Raw genomic sequence first — 16,646 nt, 5'->3', positions numbered from 1 at the left:
CTCAGCCTGCCTTCGATTCCGCGTTTCTCTTCCGCGTGGCCGCCGCCTTCCTGGCCGAGGCCGAGCGCTCCTCCGCCGTGCGCGAGGACGAGGCCGCGCCACCCTTGCGGCCGCCCTTGTGCGCGGCCGGGTGGCCGGTCGACTTGCCGCGCCCCGAGCCGCCGGGATGCTTGCCGCCGCCGTCGTCCTTGTTGACGGTCGCCCAGGCGCGGGCCTCGGCCTCGGCCTCCGGCACCCCACGCTTCTCGTAGGATTCGGTGATCGCCTCGGCCTTGCGGACCTGCTTGTCCGTGTATTTCGACTTGTCTCCGCGGGGCATGGCCATCTCCGGCTCAGCCGCCCGTGGCGGCGTCGAGCGTGTTCCTCACCCGCCGCACGAGATCGGCGCGGCGATAGGGCTTGTTCAAGATCTCGAACTCCGATCCCCCCACGTCAGTTCGCTCCAAGCTGGCTTCGGCGTAGCCGGTGGTGAGCAGGACCTTGAGGTCGGGCCGCCGCCGCCGCGCCTCGCGGGCGAGCATCACGCCGTTCATGCCACCGGGCATGATCAGGTCGGAGAACAGCAGCGCGACGTCGGAGCACGTCTCCAGCACCTGCAGGGCTTCGCGGCCGTCGGCGGCGGTGAGGGTCGTGTAGCCGTAATCGCGCAGGATCGTCCTGGCGAGGTTCGCCACGTCCTCGCGGTCGTCGACGATCAGCACCGTCTCGGTGCCGGCCGGCTCGGCCTCCGGCGGGACGGGCACAGCCTTCGGGACCTCGTCCGCGCTCGCCGGGAAGGACAACCGCACCGTCGTCCCCTCGCCTACCACCGACGAGACCTGAGCGGTGCCCCCCGACTGCTTGGCGAAGCCGTAGACCATGGAGAGGCCGAGCCCGGTGCCCTTGCCCTCCTCCTTGGTGGTGAAGAACGGGTCCATCACCCGCGCCAGCAGCTCCGGCGGGATGCCGCTGCCGGTGTCGGTGACGGCGACGCTGACGAAGCGGCCGCCGGGGAGGCCGCTCGTGGCGGTCGCCTCCTGCGGCGTCAGATTCTCTGTGGCGATGACGAGCCGGCCGCCCTTCGGCATGGCGTCGCGGGCGTTGATCAGGACGTTGAGCAGCGCGACCTCGGCCTGGGCCGGATCGATCCGGCAGGTCCAGAGATCGGGAGCGAGCCGGGTCTCGATGGCGACCTGCTCGCCCAGCGTCCGCCCCGCGAGTTCCCCCATGCTCTCGACGAGCTGGTTCAGGTCGACCGGCCGCCCCTCCAGCCGCTGCTTGCGGGCGAAGGACAACAGCTGCTGCGTCAGCGTCGCCGCCCGCTCGGCGGCAGTGCGGATGCTGTCGGTGGCGCGGCCGAGGCGCGCCCGGTCCGCCCCGGGGTCGTCGAGCCCGGCGGCAACGATGTCGACATAGCCGAGGATGACCTGCAGCAGGTTGTTGAAGTCGTGCGCGATACCGCCGGTGAGCTGGCCGAGCGCCTCCATCTTCTGCGCCTGACCGAGCGCATCCTCGGCATCGCGGCGCCGGGAGACGTTGAGTTGCGAGGCGAAGAAGTACACCGCCTCGCCGGAGGCATCGAAGACCGGCGAGATGAACAGCGCGTTCCAGAAGGCCGAGCCGTCCTTGCGGTAGTTCAGGATCTCGACGGCGACCTCCCGGCGCGCCTCGATCGCGCGGGCGATCTTGGCGGCGGCCTCGGGATCGGTCGCCGGCCCCTGCAGGAAGCGGCAATTGCGGCCGACGACCTCGTCATGGACGTAGCCGGTCATCGTCAGGAAGGCGCTGTTGGCGTAGACGATCGGCGTATCGGGCAACCGCGGGTCGGCGATGACCATGGGCATCCGCGTCATCTCGACGGCGGCGAAGAAGACGTTGCCCTCGGGCCGCTGGATATCCAGGCCGGCGCGCTCCACGATCACGGGGCGCGCGAAACTCGCCGGCTTCTCGGGAGACGCGTCCATAGGCTCTTCCATCCCCTCCGGAGAGAGCGCGCCGTTCCTCAGCCCCGCCGGCGCAACCGACAAATAAGTAGTCGGAACATGAAGTCGTGTCGATCGATGGTTCGATGCGATGAACGGACCGGGCACGGCTTTGTCGTCCGGCACAGTTACCCAGGTCGAAGCATCGGCTTTTCCAAAACACCAACGACCACTTTTGCGGCCGGTGCTCCAAGCAAGGCAATCCCGAGGCATACACGCGACGTCGCGAGCCGCCCCGGGATTACTTCGCTGCGCGCAATGCCGGCGACTACGCTTCCCCGTCGAGCCCGAAGCTCACGCTCTCGACATGCGCCCGCTCGAAGGCCTGCATGACGTGCTGGTAGGAGCGCTCCATCTCGGAGTTGTCGGGACCCGACGTCTCCTCGGGTTTGAGCACGAACATCAGCATCGAGCGGCCGGTGACGGTGTAGCTGTCGCCGATGCCGAAGCTCGCCAGCTCCTGGCTGTCGGGCAGGTTGGTGTCGAGGATACGCGTCCAGGCGACGCCGCCCTTCAGCTCGGGCAGCGTGAAGTCGACCACGTCGTGATAGGAATTGTAGAACAGCAGCAGCGTGGCGTCCCCGCCGCGGCGATGGATGCCCGAGGCCTGGGCCCGGCCGTCGAGGAGCACCGCGAGAGAGCGCGAATTGCCGTCGTTCCAGTTCTCCGGCGCCATTTCGGTGCCGGCGGGCGTCAGCCAGGTGACGTCCTTGACCCCGAATTCCTCGTCGAAGGCGCCCGTGACGAAGCGGCCGCGCGAGAGCATCGGCAGGGCGTTGCGCAGCAGGATCAGGCGCTGCGTGAACTCGGCGAGATCGCGCTCGTCGGCACCGATCGCCTCCCAGTCCATCCAGGAAACCTCGTTGTCCTGGCAATAGGCGTTGTTGTTGCCCTTCTGCGAGCGGGCGAACTCGTCGCCGGCGAGCAGCATCGGCGTGCCCTTGGAGAGAAACAGCGTCGCCAGCATGTTGCGCATCTGGCGAAGCCGCACGGCCTTGATCTCGGGATCGTCGGTCGGGCCTTCGACGCCGAAATTGTAGGACAGGTTGTGGCCGTGCCCGTCGCGGTTGCCCTCGCCGTTCGCCTCGTTGTGCTTCTCGTTGTATGAAACCGTGTCGGCCAGCGTGAAGCCGTCATGGGCCGAAATGAAGTTGACCGAGGCCCAGGGACGGCGGCCGCGCTTGTTGAACTTGTCGGCCGAGCCGGTGATGCGGGACGCGAGCGACGGCAGCAGGCCCGCATCGCCCTTCCAGTAGCCACGGACATCATCGCGAAAACGGTCGTTCCACTCGGCCCAGCCGGGCGGGAAGCCGCCGACCTGATAGCCGCCGGGGCCGCAATCCCAAGGTTCGGCGATGAGCTTCACGGAGTTCAGCACCGGGTCCTGACGGCAGGTGTCCAAGAAGCCGCCGCCTTCGTCGAAGCCGTACGGTTCCCGGCCGAGAATGGTGGCGAGGTCGAAGCGGAAGCCGTCGACCCGCATTTCCGTCGCCCAGTAGCGCAAGCTATCCGTGACGAGCTGCAGCACGCGCGGATGCGACAGGTTGAAGGTGTTACCGGTGCCGGTGTCGTTGATGTAGTAGCGCGGCTCCTTCGGCATCAGCCGATAGTACGAGGAATTGTCGATGCCCTTGAAGGAGAGCGTCGGACCCTTCTCGTTACCTTCCGCGGTGTGGTTGTAGACCACGTCGAGGATCACCTCGAGGCCGGCGCCGTGCATGCGCGCGACCATCTCCTTGAACTCGGAGAAGGCGAAGTCCGGCACCGCCGCGTAGCGCCGGGCGGGGGTGAAGAACGAGATCGTGTTGTAGCCCCAATAGTTCGTGAGGCCCTTCTCCTGCAGGTAGTCGTCCTGCACGAAGGCATGGACGGGCAGCAGCTCGACCGAGGTGACGCCGAGGCTCTTGATGTAGTCGAGCACGGCGGGGGTGCCGAGGCCGGCATAGGTGCCGCGAAGTTTTTCCGGCACGGCCGGGTGCTGCTTGGTGAAACCCTTGACGTGGGTCTCGTAGAAGATCGTCTTCTCCCACGGCACGTTCGGCTTCACGTCGCGGCCCCAGGTGAAGGCCGGATCGATCACCTGACAACGGCGGGTGTAGGGTCCGCTGTCGCGATCGTCGAAGGTCAGGTCGTCGCCGGTCTCCATCTGGTAGCCGAACAGGGCCGGATTCCAGGTGATCGAGCCGACGAGCCCCTTGGCGTAGGGATCGATCAGCAGCTTGTTGTGGTTGAAGCGGTGGCCGGCCTTCGGCTCGTAGGGGCCGTGCACGCGGTAGCCGTAGATCGTGCCGGGGCGGGCGTCGGGCAGGTATCCGTGCCAGACCTCGTCCGTGTACTCGGGCAGGTCGATCCGCTCGATCTCCTTCTCGCCGGCATCGTCGAACAGGCAGAGTTCGACCTTGGTGGCATGGGCCGAGAAGACGGCGAAGTTGACGCCGAGGCCGTCCCAGGTCGCGCCGCGCGGGTGGGGCGAGCCCTCCCGGATGCGCGAGCGCGTGACGCGCGGCTTCGCGGGTCCATCGGTCTGGGTGCTCTTGGCGTCGGCCATGGTGTCTCCGCTGGCGGCCGCAACACGCGGGCGGCCGAATTCGAGGTGGGAACGCTCACGTTGCGGTGAAGCTCCGCCGCAACGCGAAAATATGCTGCGGCCGACAGGGTTGACGGGCAGAATTCCGCTGCAGCGCAGCAAGCCACCGCGCCCGCACGTCTTTTCCGCTCAGCCATGTGGCCGCCATGCCTAAGCGTTCATTCATTTCGCGCCGCTATGGTCCCGCCGAGTTGCGTTCGGCGAGCCGGAGTTGGTCGTGGTGGCGGTTGTTGCGTTGGGGAGCGCGCTGGGGCGTCTGTGCGGAGAGCTGGCGGCGGCCATCGCCTGCCATCTGACGCGATCGGACCACGAGGTCGGACCGGGCGCCGAAGGCGCGACTTACTACCATGAATCCATGCCAGCCTTCGAGGAGGCGACGCGGGTCCTGAAAGGCTTCGGTCTCGCAGCCCCCGTCCCCCGCGCCGACAAGCCGGATGAGGACTGGTACTGCCGCCACGCCCTGACCATGGATGCCGAAGCCATGCCGGGCGCGCTGGCTTCCGCCGGGATCGACGGCGACGCGGCGCTGCAGGCCGTGCTGGGCTCGTTCCTCACCCTGGGCTGCGGCCATGACCGCCTGTCGTCCGAGCGCACCCCCTTCACGCCGCCGGCCGCCTACGAAGCTGCGATGCGCGCGCTGGTCCGCGCCGGCTACGCCCAGAGCGTCGGCAGCGCCTTCCGCTGGACGGACAAGATCGGTCCCGCCATGCGCGGGATCGAGGCCTGGGACGAGAACGGCCAGTCGCTCGCGACCCTCCGCGAGCAGGACCGGCTGGCGCAGGCCGATGCGGCCTGGCGCTCGATGCCGGAGACGATCCGGCGGGCGCATTTCGCCAAGCGTCCGGTGCCCCTCGTGCCCGTGGTCGAGGCGCTCACCATGAGCTGGCGCGACGGCGCCTGGCATCCGGTGACCCGCGACGCGCCGGCCGCACCCGCCGGACAGATCGCCCTGGCGCGGCGGTTGATCGATTTGGCGCAGGGCCACGCTTGAGCGCCTCCTACGAAACTTGCCCTGCACGGTCGTGGCCAGGGCGAGCATTCCCGATGGCCCGGAGCTTCGCGAGAGACACCAAGCCCGGTTCCACCGGAGCCGTATCGGCGCGATAAGGGGGCAACTTCCAGCAGGATCGCGCCATGACCGATGACCCCTCCGACACCGCCGCGAGCCTGCGCGCTCTGGCGGAGAAGCATGGGGTCAGCCCGGAGGCGGTACGGCACATGCTGCAGGCGCTCGAGTCCGGCGGCGGCCGCATGGCGCAGTTCGATCATCCCGAATTCGGCGGCATGGGCCAGTGGTTCTCCGGCGGCATGGTCATGGTCGGCCGCATGAACGACCACGGCCTGAAGGCCCGCGTGACCGCGCTCTGCGACGACCTCTCGGCCGCCCTGCCGGAGCTGGCGCCGCGCCGGTCGCAGAGCTTCTCCACGAGCCAGTCGTCGAGCGGGTCTTCGGGCAACTGGTGGCCCGAGGGCCTCGGGCGGGCCTCGAGCGTCGGGTCGCAGAATTCGACCCGTTACGCCTGGTTTCCCGACAGCCGCCGGCTCGCCGTCGAGACCGACGGACGGGTCGCGCTCTACGACACCGGCGACCACGTCATCACCGGCGCCTCGCAGCAGCAATCGGGCACGTCGCGTGTCCGCTTCAGCGGCCCGCACGGGGTGATCTCGCTCGACGACCTGACGCCGGTCGGCCAGACGCAGGCACAGAGCGAGCCGAAGCCGAACGAGCCTGCGCGCACGGCGCCGTCATACTCCCCTCCCCCGGCTCCCGAACCACGCCCGGCCTACGCTCCGAGCCGTGACGACGCGCCGAGCCAGGCCAGCCCGCCCGAACGTCCCCGGCCCGCTTCCGCACCGACATCGGCCAGCCCGCAGACCGACGTGATCTCGACCCTGGAGCGGCTGGCCGAGCTGCACCGCAAAGGCATCCTCACCGACGAGGAGTTCTCGGGGAAGAAGGCGGAGTTGCTGGCGCGGCTCTGACGGTTCGCCGCATGACCCCGCAGCGCGACCTCGTCGACATTCAAAGGATCTACCACGAGCCCGCCGTCGCGGAGTTTGCCCGGGGGCGGGAGATCTTCGCGCGCTTTCCGGATGTGGAGCGCATTGCCGTGCCCTCGCACTGGAACATCCCTTCCCTCCACGGCAACGCGGGCGCGATCGAGGATTGGCTGCGCATCAAGCGCACCACGCTCGTCGTCGGCGTGAAGAAGGGGCTCGCCCTGCGGCCCAACGGGCGCAGCGCCCATTTCATCGCGCCCTCGACCTCGAACGGCTGCGCCATGGCCTGCGCCTATTGCTACGTGCCGCGCCGCAAGGGTTTCGCGAACCCGATCTCGCTGTTCGTCAACACCGAGGCCATCGGTGAAGCCATCCGCCGCCACGCCGAGAAACAGGGGCCGCTGACCGAGCCCGATCAGGTCGATTCGGCGCTATGGGTCTACGATCTCGGCGAGAACGGCGATCTCTCGGTGGACGCCATGCTCTGCGACAATGTCCGCGACCTCGTCGCGCTGTTTCGCACCATCCCGAACGCAAAAGGTTCGTTCGCGACGAAGGCGGTGAACCGCGACCTGCTCGCCTACGAGCCGCAGGGCAAGACGCGGATCCGGTTCTCGCTGATGCCGGCGCGGATCGCCAAGGTCGTGGACGTGCGCACCAGCCCGATCGCCGAGCGCATCGCCGCGATCGATGACTTTCTGCGTGCGGGCTACGAGGTCCACGTGAACTTCTCGCCGGTGATCCTCTACGAGGGCTGGGAGGCGGATTGGCGCGCGCTGTTCGACGAGATCGACGGCACCATCTCCGACGCGGCCAAGGCGCAACTCAAATGCGAGATCATCCTGCTGACCCACAATGCGGGCCTGCACGCGGTCAACCTCGGCTGGCATCCGCGGGCGGAAGACCTGCTCTGGCGGCCCGACATCCAGGAGGCCAAGCGCTCCGAGGGCGGCGGCGAGAACCTGCGCTACCGTACCGGCTGGAAGGGGAAATGGCTCGCCCGCTTCAAGGCGCTGCTGGCGGAACGGATGCCGTATTGCACGGTGCGCTACGCCTTCTGATTCTTTTCCGGAGTTTTCGATGAGCGATCACGAGACGTTCCTGCGCGAAGCCATCGCGCTCGCCCGCGACAACATACCGGCGGGTGGTACCGCCTACGGCTCCGTGATCGTGCGAAACGGCCGAGTGATCGCGCGGGCGGCGAACCAGGTCCACGCGACCAACGATCCGACGGCCCATGCCGAAGCCCTGGCGCTGCGCGAGGCCGGCCGCGTGCTCGGGCGGCCGGTGCTCGACGACTGCATCGTCTACGCCAGCGGCCGGCCCTGCCCGATGTGCCACGCCGCGATGCGGCTCGCCGGCATCCGCGAGGCCTATTTCGCCTTCACGGCGGAGGAAGCCGAAGCCCACGGCGCGGGCAGCGCGACGATCTACGCGGAGCTGTGCCTGCCGCCGGCCGAGCAACCGATGCAGGTGCGCCATCTGCCGCCCGTGGGCGAGACGGCGCCCTATGCGGACTGGGCCGCGCGCCGGGATCGGAGCTGAAGACCGCGCTCAGTGCGTCCAGGGCGCCGTGCGGTTGAACTTGAAATTGTCGGAGTAGGACAAGCCCTTGCGCACGGTCTGGGGCCGCGGGGTCTCGACCCGATAGGCGATGCCCTCGCGCTTGGCGTAGGCGATGGCCTCCTCAGCCGTGTCGAATTCCAGACGCACCTGCTGCAGCATGTCCGACGACGAGGTCCAGCCCATCAGCGGGTCGGCCTCGCGGGCGCTGGTCCGGTCGAATTCGAGCAGCCACTGCTTGGTGCGGGCCATCCCCGACTGCGAGGCATCCTTCGAAGGGCGGAAGATGCGGGCGCTCGACATCGGACGGAGGCTCTCCGGAAAAAATGGTCGGGGCGATAGGATTCGAACCTACGACCCTCTGGTCCCAAACCAGATGCGCTACCAGGCTGCGCTACACCCCGACACGCTCGCGCGCTGAGACGGACGTACGATTTTGCCTCCGCTGGGGCAAGCAGCGGCAGACGCGAACGTCCCATGAAAAACCAGCCCATGAAAAACCCGTCCGGCACGGCCGGACGGGCGGAATCGTCAAACGGGCCGGATGCGGATCAGCAATCGTCGCCCTTGTGGCCGGCATGTTGGGTGGCGGGTGTGTCGTTCATCGCGCCGACGGTGCCCGGCGAGGCAGGCTGTTCGCCGCCGGCCAGGTTCTTCGAACCGGCTTCGGCCTTGTCGCTCTTCTCGCCGCCCTTGTCGGCGGTCTGGGCCGCCTGGTTCGCGCCGGTATTGTTCATGGCGCCGACCGTACCCGGCGAGGCCGGCTGGGCACCGCCGGCAATGTTTTTGCTGCCCTTGTCTACGTCCGAGCTCGTCGCGTTGGTCGCCTGATCCGGGCTCTTTCCCTTCTCGGCGGTGCACGGCGCAGCGATGGCGGCAGAGGCGGACAGCAGTACGGCGGCAGCGAGATTGGCACCGATCACAAATTTCTTCACGTTTTTCTCCGCGTTGTTGTTCGCGGGAGAAAGCAGCAGCCCCATGCGGATGTTCCGCCCGAACAGGGTGGCTGCGACAATTCTGTCGCGCGGCCGCCGTGAACACGTCTATGCTGGAAAATACTTCCGGCATCGCGACAGAATATCGCAGGAAATCTTGAGCGGCGCCTCGGTCTCAGGGGTCGAGGAGCGCCGTGAGACGCGCCGCGAGCCCGGCGCCGTCACCGGCGAGATGCAGCAGCTTGAGCCGGGAGGTCGCGCCGGAAAGGATCGTCACGTCGGCCTTTCGCAGGCCGAAGCTCTTGGCCAGGAAGGCGACGAGGACCGCATTGGCCGCACCCTCCACCGGTGGCGCCGCGACGCGGAGCCCCAGCGCGGCCCGGCCATCCGCGCCGACGACGACGCGGCCGAGCGCCGTGCGGTCGGCCTTCGGCGTCAGGCGCACGGCAAGCCGCAGCCCGTCGGCATCGATCGCGAAGGGGGCTGGCGTGTCGGGCGTCATGGCGCTTCGGTCCGGCGGCTCTCACCGGACCATTGAACGAACGACGGCGATGGGTGGCCCCATCGCCGTCTGGCATCGGACTGGAGTTGGCAGACCACTCAGGCGCTGGCGCGCATCGGGGTGGCGTCGACGGGGATCTCGATATCCACGCCCAGCGTCGAGACGCCCTTGCCGCGCTCCAGCTTGATCTGGACCTTGTCGGCATCGACCTTCACGTACTTGGCGATGACGGCCAGGATCTCTTCGCGCAGCGTGATCACCAGATCGGGACGGCCGTTCTCGGACCGCTCGTGCGCGATGATGAGCTGTAGGCGTTCGCGGGCGGTGTTGGCCGAGCCGCGGGGCTTGAGGAAGGTGAGAACGCTCATGCTGCCCTCCGTGTGAACAGCTTGTTGATCAGGGACTTGCGGTCGGACGGGATCGCCATCGCAACGGTTTCACCCTTCAGGCGGCGCACGGCGTCGATATAGGCGCGGGACGGGGCGCAGAGCGGGTTGTTCAGCGTCACCGGGCAGCCGACATTCGAGGCGCGGAGCACTTCGAGGCTCTCGGGGATGATGGCCAGCAGCGGGATCGAGAGGATCTCGAGCACGTCGTCGACTTTGAGCATGTCGCCGCGGTCGGCCCGGGCCGGGTCGAAGCGGGTGAGGATCAGGTGCTTCTCGATCTGCTCGCCCTTTTCGGCGCGCACGGTCTTGGAATCGAGGAGACCGATGATCCGGTCCGAATCGCGCACCGAGGAGACTTCCGGGTTGGTGACGACCACCGCGACGTCGGCGTGGCGCATGGCGAGCTGGGCGCCGCGCTCAATGCCGGCCGGGCTGTCGCAGACGACCCAGTCGAACTTTTCGCGCAGCTCGGCGATGACGCGCTCGACGCCTTCGTCGGTCAGGGCATCCTTGTCGCGGGTCTGCGAAGCGGGCAGCAGCGAGAGGTTCTCGAGCCGCTTGTCGCGGATCAGCGCCTGGTTGAGCTTGGCGTCGCCGTTGGTGACGTTGATGAGGTCGTAGACCACCCGGCGCTCGGCGCCCATGATCAGGTCGAGGTTGCGCAGGCCGACGTCGAAATCGACGACGCAGACCTTCTCGCCGGCCTGGGCCAGCGCTGCACCGAGGGCGGCCGTGGTCGTCGTCTTGCCGACGCCGCCCTTGCCGGATGTCACACAGAGAACCTTGGCCATCTCATCGTTTCCCTTGAAGCCAAATCGTGTTCGTCGAAGCGTGCCGCTCAGGCGAGGGCCGCAAACTTGATCGCGCCGCCGTCGAGCCAGATCTGGACAGCCTGGCCGCGCAGGTGGCTGCCCATGTCCTCGGCCGTGCGGACGAGGCGGTCGATGCCGAGGAGTTCGGGCTCGAACTTCCGGCAGTAGATTCTTGCGCGCGGGTTCTTGGCGGCTCCCGCGATGACCCGGCCGCGCAGCGCGCCGTAGACGTGGACGGAGCCGCCCGCGAGAATTTCGGCGCCGGAGGAGACGGAGCCCATCACGGTCACGTCGCCCTCGGGATGACAGATGCTCTGGCCGGAGCGCACCGAGCCCTCAATGGTGAGCGAGGTGACCGGAGGCTTTTCCGCCTCGATCGTGACCGTCACACCCTCGAGCGTCGGACGGCCGCCGGCGAGGAAGGGAGGAAGTCCGACTGACGCGCAGGCCGCGCCCTCGATGCCGAGGATGCGGATGCTGCGGCTCGACAGCTCGGCGACGAGGCCTTCGAGCGCGGAGGCCTCGGGGGCCAGCGCCGCCACGTCGAGGATCACGCCCTTGTCCGCGAACAGGGTGGGCGAGCGCTTCAGCGCGGCGTCGAGGAGGGCGAGCCAGTCGCCGACCGGAGCTTGGGGCGCCAGGGCGAGCGCGCGAAACACGCGGCCGCGGCAGGCGAAGATGGGGAGTGTGGGAGCAGGGCTTGTCACGGGGGTGAACGTTTCCTTACCGACCCCCCCATTCACGGCCGCCATGGTTACCGTGCGGTTAATTTTTCCGGGCGGTCGGCAAGTTTTGCCGGGTGACGTCCGGGCACCGGATTGCCGTGTTTCGGAAATTATCCTTCACCGTCAGTGGCTTGATGATCGTGATCGGCGCGATACAATCGTTAAGGCGATTTCATCCGGCCTGCGGGGATCGCCCAATCCTGTGATCGTGCGAATCAGGGAGACGCCGACGCGGACGGTGATCGAGGGGTTTTCGAGAGGCGCGATCGCCCCCGGTGCCGGATCGCCTTCCGCCGGCGCCCCGGGCATCCGGCAAGGGGAAGTCGCCGGCGGCCTCAGCCGACTTCGACCCGGCCGTCGAGGCCGATCACGCGGCCGAGGCCGCGCACGCGGTTGAGCAGGCGTTCGCCGTCGAGGGGGCGCCATTCGGCCGGAAGCCTGAGCACGATCTTGCCGTCCTCGACGGCGAGCGGTGTCCGCTGGAGCACGCCCGCCATGCCGGCTGTGACCGGGAAGGCGACGCGCTGCAGGGCGGCGATCAGGCGGGCGCGCTCCAGCAGGCGGGGACCGGCGAGATCGCGCAGCATCTGGCTCGCCTTCTCCGGCGCGATGCCCTCGTGGCGAAAATATCCGGTCAGCGCGAGATAGGCGCGGCCGGGGTGGTCGATCCCGGTGAAGGCCGCGTTGGCGATCACGTTCAGGCCCTGCTCGCCCCGGTAATCCGGATGCGCCCGCCAGTTGATGTCCGACAGGAGGCAGGCGGCGTGGCGCAGCCGGCGCTCCTCGGTGGTCTCCGGCCCGTCGAGGGTCGCGATGAAGCGGTCGGTCCAGCCGCGCAGCTCCTCGCCGTGGCCGGGAGAGCGCGCGCGCTGGTCGTTGAGCACTTGCGCCCCGGCGATCAACGGGTCGAGCATCCGGGTCTCGCGGTCGAGCTGCTCGAACAGCAAACCCTCGCGGACGCCGAGCGCCGAGATCGCGACCTCGCGCGGCCGGCCGACATTGATGATCTCTTCGAGCACCACCGCGCCGTAGGCGAGCAGCGGCCGCCGTGCCTCCGACACGAGTTCCACATCCTGCAACGCGCTCGATTCGTTCTTCTCGACCATGTCGAGGAAGTCGAGCGTGTCCTGCGGCTCGACGCTGTAGCCGTGCATGACGTGGAGGTCATAGCCGCGGGCGGCCATGTGCAGCTTGGCCAGGGCGCGCCAAGTGCCGCCGACCGCGTAGAAGGTGCGCCCGCGCATGATCTCGAGCTGAGGCTCGGCCTTCTTGAGATGTTCGCGGGCGATCTTGCGGGCCTTCTTGGCGGAATCGCCGGAGAGATCCTGCAGGGCGAGGCCGCCGAGCGGCATGGTCACGCCCTGGCCCACCGTCGAGCCGCGCACGTCGACGAGTTCGAGGGAGCCGCCACCGAGATCGCCGACGACGCCGTCCGGCCCGTTGAAGCCCGAGACGATGCCGAGCGCCGACAATTCGGCCTCGCGCCGGCCCGACAGAAGCTCGATGCCCTGGCCGAGAATATCCTCGGCCGCCTTGATGAAGGCGGGGCCGTTCTCGGCGTCGCGCGCGGCGGCCGTGGCGAGCACGAAGATCCGTCCGATCTTCATGGTGTCGCAGAGCACCCGGAACCGGCCGAGCGCATGGAGCGCGCGGCGCACGGCCTCGTCGCTCAGCCGCCGCGTCGAGAAGACGCCCCGGCCGAGACCGCAAAGGACCTTCTCGTTGTAGAGCGGCGTCGGCGCACGGGTCAGCCCGTCATAGGCGACGAGCCGCACCGAGTTCGACCCGATGTCGATGATCGCAACGGGTTTGAGCCGGTCGGGCAAGGGCATGTCGGCGGAATGGGCGAGCGTCAGGTGAGAACGAATCGGACCCATGCGTCACCCTTTCAGGCACGCTGAGCCCGACGGCTCAACGAGCGGGGGCTGGATTTCTTCGACGACTTGCCGCGCCCGGACAGGCTCGGATTCGTCATGAAATACTTGTGCGCGTTGAACGGCTCTTCGCCCTCGGCGGGCTGGATCCGCTCGCTTGCGCCCGATGCCAGTACACGCCAGCTCTGCCGGTTGTCGAGGAGGTTCGCCAGCATGATCTGGTCGAGCACCTGCTGGTGCACAGTCGGATTGGTGATCGGCAGCAGGGCCTCGACGCGCCGGTCGAGGTTGCGCTGCATCAGGTCGGCGGACGAGATGTAGACGATCGCCTTGGGGTGGGGCAGCCCGGCGCCGTTGCCGAAGGCGTAGATGCGTCCGTGCTCCAGGAAACGCCCGACGATCGACTTGACCCGGATGGTCTCGGACAGGCCGGGCACGCCGGGACGCAGGCAACAGATGCCGCGCACCACGCAATCGATCTGCACGCCTTCAGTCGAGGCGTCGTAGAGCGCGTCGATGATCTGCTGGTCGACCAGCGAGTTGCACTTGATCCAGATCGCCGCCGGGCGCCCGGCCTTGGCGTGGGCGATCTCCTGCGCGATGTGCTCGAGGAGGCGCGGCTTCAGCGTCATCGGCGAGACCGCCATGCGCTCGAGCTCCGCCGGCTCGGCATAGCCGGTGATGTAGTTGAAGATGCGAGAGACATCGCGGGCGATGGCCGGGTCCGCCGTGAAGAAGGACAGGTCGGTGTAGATGCGCGCGGTGATCGGATGATAGTTGCCGGTGCCGATATGGCAGTAGGTGACGAGCTTCTCACCCTCGCGGCGCACCACCATCGACAGCTTGGCGTGCGTCTTCAACTCGATGAAGCCGAACACGACCTGCGCGCCGGCCTTTTCGAGGTCCTTCGCCCAGCGAATGTTCGCCTCCTCGTCGAAGCGGGCCTTCAATTCCACCAGTGCGGTCACCGACTTGCCGGCCTCGGCCGCCTCGGCCAAGGCGGCGACGATCGGCGAGTTCGAGGAGGTGCGGTAGAGCGTCTGCTTGATCGCGACGACGTTCGGGTCGCGGGCGGCCTGGGCCAGGAACTGCACCACCGAGTCGAAGGTCTCGTAGGGGTGGTGGACGATGAAGTCCTTCTGCCGGATCGCCGCGAAGACATCGCCGCCGCTCTCGCGGATGCGCTCGGGGAAGCGGGCGTTGTAGGGCTTGAACTTGAGGTCCGGCCGGTCGATCCCGACGATCTGCGAGAGCTCGTTGAGCGCCAGCGTGCCTTCGACGAGGAACACGCCGTCCTGCGCGATCTCCAGCTCGTCCATGACGAAGCTGCGCAGGTCCTCGGTCATGCCCTCCTCGATTTCGAGGCGGATCACGACGCCGCGGCGGCGCTGCTTCAGCGCGCTCTCGAAATGCAGGACGAGGTCCTCGGCCTCCTCCTCGATTTCGAGATCGGAGTCGCGCACCACCCGGAAGGCACCCTGGCCCTTCACGGAATAGCCGGGAAACAGCCGGTTCGTGAACTTCACGATGACCTGCTCGATGGCGATGAAGCGCGCCGTCGTGTCCCCCGTCGCGTCGGGCAGGCGCACGAACCGGTCGAGCATGGAGGGCAGGCGGATCAGCGCGCGGAGCGTGCGGCCGTCGCGCGGGCGCACCAGCATCAGGGCGATGGTCGAACCGAGATTGGGAATGAACGGAAACGGATGGGCCGGGTCGATCGCGAGCGGCGTCAGCACCGGCAGGATGTGCTGCAGGAAGTAGTCGTCGAGCCAGGCGCCATGCTCGTCCGACAAGCCCGCCGGCTCGACGAGCTCGATGCCGACTTCGAGCAATTCGCCACGCAGCGCCCGCCAGCGCTCCTGCTGGTCGAGGGCCAGCCGCGAGACCTCGGCGCCGACGCGCACGAGCTGTTCGGAGGGCGAGAGGCCGTCCTGCGAGGGCGTGGTGATGCCGGCGCGGACCTGATCGTACAGGCCCGCCACGCGGACCATGAAGAACTCGTCGAGGTTGGCCGCCGAGATCGAGAGGAAGCGCAGCTGCTCCAGCAGCGGGTGGTTCTTGTTGGAGGCCTCCTCCAGCACACGCCGGTTGAACTGCAGCCAGGATAGCTCGCGGTTCACGAAACGCTCGGGCGAGTGGCGCAGATGGCGGCCGGCCTCCAGGATCGGCTCGCGGGCGGCCTCGTCGACCTTAGCCCCCGTCTTCTGGCCGGTCGGGCCGGCCTCGGGCTCGGCGGCCTTCTCGGCGGCGAGGATGCGGGCGGCACGGGCCGTGCGGGCGCGGGCGCTCTCGCTGCGGACGCCGCGCTCTGTGGCGAGCGTCGTCTCCTCGGCCTCGACCGCCTCGCCGTCCTGCACCGTGACGTCCGACTCCATCTCCGGCAAAGGTCAGCCTCCTCAGTTGCGCGCGGGGCGGTGCCGTAGCACGGGCCGAGCTATGCCATATGACGTTTTTGCGACAGAGCGGCCAATGCCGCTGCGCCGCGACGGCCGGAAGGCTACTCCCCTTCCGCCTTCGCCTCCTCGGCGAAGATCGTCATGGCAGGGCCGAGATTCGGGGCGGGCTCGCGGCGCGTGTTCACCAGACGCAGCAGCAGCAGCGACTCGCCCATCACCGCCTTGAAGCCCGGCGTCACCCGGATCGGCAGGCAGCGGTCGAGCGTGAGGTAGGCCGCTGCTTCGTAGCGCTTCTTCGCGTCGTCGTCGCCTTTCAGGATCTTGGCCATGACCATCGGCGGGCCGCGCAGGCCGCCATTCGGCGCGAACAGGAAGCGGAACGCGACCACCGAGCCCTCGGTCCCCTTGGGCACCGTCCAGCAGCGCACGAAGGCGGCGCGCAGGTCCTTCCAATTGTCGAGGAGTGGCGCTGGATCCTCGGCGCGGGCAGGGAGGGCGGCCAGGAGCAGGACGAAGCCGACGGAGCAGACGCGGCGATACAGACGGCTCGGCAGATCAGAGGTCATGAGGTCCGATCCTCGTTTCGTGTCGCGGGCACGAGCCCAGAGTGATCGGTAACGGTCAGTCCCGCTCGCGAGGCGAAGCCGCCAGCCAATCCCGAAGCGCCTGATTGACCCGGCCATGCCAGCCGGCACCGGTCGCACGGATGCCATCCAGGACGTCGGCATCGAGACGCAGCGTGACCTGCCGCTTCGGCCGTTCGATCTTGGGCCGCCCGCGGCCGCGCCTGATGAGTTTGCCGCCGATGTGGAAATCGGCGCGTTCGATCATCTCGTCGGTAATCTCGGGAAGTTCTTCGTATTCCTCGGGCGTGATCTCGTGGGCATCCAAGGCAACGAGG

General features: G+C 68.2%; 17 protein-coding genes and 1 tRNA gene. 4 read left to right on the top strand and 14 right to left on the bottom strand.

Annotated elements, in window-relative coordinates; all coding sequences use genetic code 11:
• Nucleotide 1: 1 nt before the first annotated feature.
• The 3 genes from MFF07_RS04180 to glgX all read right to left on the bottom strand — a co-directional run bounded on the left by MFF07_RS04180 (nucleotide 2) and on the right by glgX (nucleotide 4,509).
• A complete protein-coding gene (locus MFF07_RS04180) occupies nucleotides 2-319 on the bottom strand; it encodes a plasmid stabilization protein (protein ID WP_147813676.1) in 318 nt (105 codons plus the stop codon).
• A gap of 13 nt (nucleotides 320-332) precedes the next feature.
• Nucleotides 333-1,943: a histidine kinase famiy protein gene (locus tag MFF07_RS04175; protein ID WP_147813673.1), complete on the bottom strand. Its 1,611-nt coding sequence runs from the start codon at nucleotides 1,941-1,943 to the stop codon at nucleotides 333-335.
• Between the two features lie 286 nt (nucleotides 1,944-2,229).
• Nucleotides 2,230-4,509, bottom strand: coding sequence for a glycogen debranching protein GlgX (gene glgX / locus MFF07_RS04170; RefSeq protein ID WP_147813671.1), 2,280 nt, complete (start codon nucleotides 4,507-4,509; stop codon nucleotides 2,230-2,232).
• Between the two features lie 394 nt (nucleotides 4,510-4,903).
• On the opposite strand from glgX, the gene MFF07_RS04165 reads away from it, so the two are divergent.
• The 4 genes from MFF07_RS04165 (at nucleotide 4,904) to MFF07_RS04150 (ending at nucleotide 8,094) form a co-directional block, all read left to right on the top strand.
• Complete coding sequence (locus tag MFF07_RS04165) at nucleotides 4,904-5,539, top strand: hypothetical protein (RefSeq protein WP_147813669.1); 636 nt, start codon at nucleotides 4,904-4,906, stop codon at nucleotides 5,537-5,539.
• Between the two features lie 143 nt (nucleotides 5,540-5,682).
• The gene (locus MFF07_RS04160; protein WP_238230755.1) at nucleotides 5,683-6,531 is read left to right on the top strand and encodes an SHOCT domain-containing protein; all 849 of its coding nucleotides are present in this window, start codon (nucleotides 5,683-5,685) and stop codon (nucleotides 6,529-6,531) included.
• Nucleotides 6,532-6,542: 11 nt separating this feature from the next.
• Nucleotides 6,543-7,610, top strand: a complete 1,068-nt coding sequence (locus MFF07_RS04155; protein WP_147813665.1) for a spore photoproduct lyase family protein — start codon at nucleotides 6,543-6,545, stop codon at nucleotides 7,608-7,610.
• Nucleotides 7,611-7,629: 19 nt separating this feature from the next.
• Entirely contained in the window at nucleotides 7,630-8,094 is a 465-nt protein-coding gene (locus MFF07_RS04150; RefSeq protein ID WP_147813663.1) for a nucleoside deaminase, read from the top strand.
• Between the two features lie 9 nt (nucleotides 8,095-8,103).
• Here MFF07_RS04150 and MFF07_RS04145 read toward each other — a convergent pair whose 3' ends face one another.
• The 11 genes from MFF07_RS04145 to MFF07_RS04095 form a co-directional block, all read right to left on the bottom strand.
• Nucleotides 8,104-8,415 carry an ETC complex I subunit gene (locus MFF07_RS04145; protein ID WP_147813661.1) on the bottom strand — a complete coding sequence of 104 codons (312 nt, stop codon included), beginning with the start codon at nucleotides 8,413-8,415 and terminating at the stop codon, nucleotides 8,104-8,106.
• Between the two features lie 24 nt (nucleotides 8,416-8,439).
• Nucleotides 8,440-8,516, bottom strand: a tRNA-Pro gene (locus MFF07_RS04140).
• A 147-nt stretch (nucleotides 8,517-8,663) separates the two neighbouring features.
• On the bottom strand, nucleotides 8,664-9,092 hold the full coding sequence (locus tag MFF07_RS04135; protein ID WP_238230753.1) for an exopolysaccharide production protein YjbE: 429 nt from the start codon (nucleotides 9,090-9,092) through the stop codon (nucleotides 8,664-8,666).
• Between the two features lie 130 nt (nucleotides 9,093-9,222).
• Nucleotides 9,223-9,549: a DUF167 domain-containing protein gene (locus MFF07_RS04130; protein WP_147813659.1), complete on the bottom strand. Its 327-nt coding sequence runs from the start codon at nucleotides 9,547-9,549 to the stop codon at nucleotides 9,223-9,225.
• Between the two features lie 98 nt (nucleotides 9,550-9,647).
• Nucleotides 9,648-9,917, bottom strand: coding sequence for a cell division topological specificity factor MinE (gene minE, locus MFF07_RS04125; protein WP_147813657.1), 270 nt, complete (start codon nucleotides 9,915-9,917; stop codon nucleotides 9,648-9,650).
• Nucleotides 9,914-10,729, bottom strand: a complete 816-nt coding sequence (gene minD / locus MFF07_RS04120) for a septum site-determining protein MinD (RefSeq protein ID WP_147813655.1) — start codon at nucleotides 10,727-10,729, stop codon at nucleotides 9,914-9,916. Before minD ends, minE begins: the two co-directional genes overlap by 4 nt.
• 47 nt (nucleotides 10,730-10,776) lie before the next feature.
• A complete protein-coding gene (minC, locus tag MFF07_RS04115; RefSeq protein ID WP_238230828.1) occupies nucleotides 10,777-11,409 on the bottom strand; it encodes a septum site-determining protein MinC in 633 nt (210 codons plus the stop codon).
• A gap of 401 nt (nucleotides 11,410-11,810) precedes the next feature.
• Nucleotides 11,811-13,352, bottom strand: coding sequence for an exopolyphosphatase (gene ppx, locus MFF07_RS04110; protein ID WP_147813651.1), 1,542 nt, complete (start codon nucleotides 13,350-13,352; stop codon nucleotides 11,811-11,813).
• An 11-nt stretch (nucleotides 13,353-13,363) separates the two neighbouring features.
• Nucleotides 13,364-15,733, bottom strand: coding sequence for an RNA degradosome polyphosphate kinase (locus MFF07_RS04105; RefSeq protein ID WP_147813649.1), 2,370 nt, complete (start codon nucleotides 15,731-15,733; stop codon nucleotides 13,364-13,366).
• A gap of 113 nt (nucleotides 15,734-15,846) precedes the next feature.
• On the bottom strand, nucleotides 15,847-16,311 hold the full coding sequence (locus tag MFF07_RS04100) for a UCP034077 family protein (RefSeq protein ID WP_187272395.1): 465 nt from the start codon (nucleotides 16,309-16,311) through the stop codon (nucleotides 15,847-15,849).
• 55 nt (nucleotides 16,312-16,366) lie between these two features.
• Nucleotides 16,367-16,636 carry a BrnA antitoxin family protein gene (locus MFF07_RS04095; RefSeq protein WP_238230751.1) on the bottom strand — a complete coding sequence of 90 codons (270 nt, stop codon included), beginning with the start codon at nucleotides 16,634-16,636 and terminating at the stop codon, nucleotides 16,367-16,369.
• Between the last annotated feature and the right edge of the window lie 10 nt (nucleotides 16,637-16,646).

It is taken from the genome of Methylobacterium thuringiense, assembly GCF_022179645.1.
GTDB lineage: Bacteria > Pseudomonadota > Alphaproteobacteria > Rhizobiales > Beijerinckiaceae > Methylobacterium > Methylobacterium thuringiense.
This window is presented reverse-complemented; position numbering and strand designations above follow the sequence as displayed.

What these genes read in the sequence shown, in the direction of transcription:
- MFF07_RS04175 (WP_147813673.1), bottom strand. Translation starts at nt 1,943, where the DNA reads ATGGACGCGTCTCCCGAGAAGCCGGCGAGTTTCGCGCGCCCCGTGATC.
- MFF07_RS04100 (WP_187272395.1), bottom strand. Translation starts at nt 16,311, where the DNA reads ATGACCTCTGATCTGCCGAGCCGTCTGTATCGCCGCGTCTGCTCCGTC.
- MFF07_RS04150 (WP_147813663.1), top strand. Translation starts at nt 7,630, where the DNA reads ATGAGCGATCACGAGACGTTCCTGCGCGAAGCCATCGCGCTCGCCCGC.
- MFF07_RS04160 (WP_238230755.1), top strand. Translation starts at nt 5,683, where the DNA reads ATGACCGATGACCCCTCCGACACCGCCGCGAGCCTGCGCGCTCTGGCG.
- MFF07_RS04180 (WP_147813676.1), bottom strand. Translation starts at nt 319, where the DNA reads ATGCCCCGCGGAGACAAGTCGAAATACACGGACAAGCAGGTCCGCAAG.
- minE (WP_147813657.1), bottom strand. Translation starts at nt 9,917, where the DNA reads ATGAGCGTTCTCACCTTCCTCAAGCCCCGCGGCTCGGCCAACACCGCC.
- MFF07_RS04165 (WP_147813669.1), top strand. Translation starts at nt 4,904, where the DNA reads ATGCCAGCCTTCGAGGAGGCGACGCGGGTCCTGAAAGGCTTCGGTCTC.
- ppx (WP_147813651.1), bottom strand. Translation starts at nt 13,352, where the DNA reads ATGGGTCCGATTCGTTCTCACCTGACGCTCGCCCATTCCGCCGACATG.
- MFF07_RS04145 (WP_147813661.1), bottom strand. Translation starts at nt 8,415, where the DNA reads ATGTCGAGCGCCCGCATCTTCCGCCCTTCGAAGGATGCCTCGCAGTCG.
- MFF07_RS04155 (WP_147813665.1), top strand. Translation starts at nt 6,543, where the DNA reads ATGACCCCGCAGCGCGACCTCGTCGACATTCAAAGGATCTACCACGAG.
- minD (WP_147813655.1), bottom strand. Translation starts at nt 10,729, where the DNA reads ATGGCCAAGGTTCTCTGTGTGACATCCGGCAAGGGCGGCGTCGGCAAG.
- MFF07_RS04135 (WP_238230753.1), bottom strand. Translation starts at nt 9,092, where the DNA reads ATGGGGCTGCTGCTTTCTCCCGCGAACAACAACGCGGAGAAAAACGTG.
- glgX (WP_147813671.1), bottom strand. Translation starts at nt 4,509, where the DNA reads ATGGCCGACGCCAAGAGCACCCAGACCGATGGACCCGCGAAGCCGCGC.
- MFF07_RS04130 (WP_147813659.1), bottom strand. Translation starts at nt 9,549, where the DNA reads ATGACGCCCGACACGCCAGCCCCCTTCGCGATCGATGCCGACGGGCTG.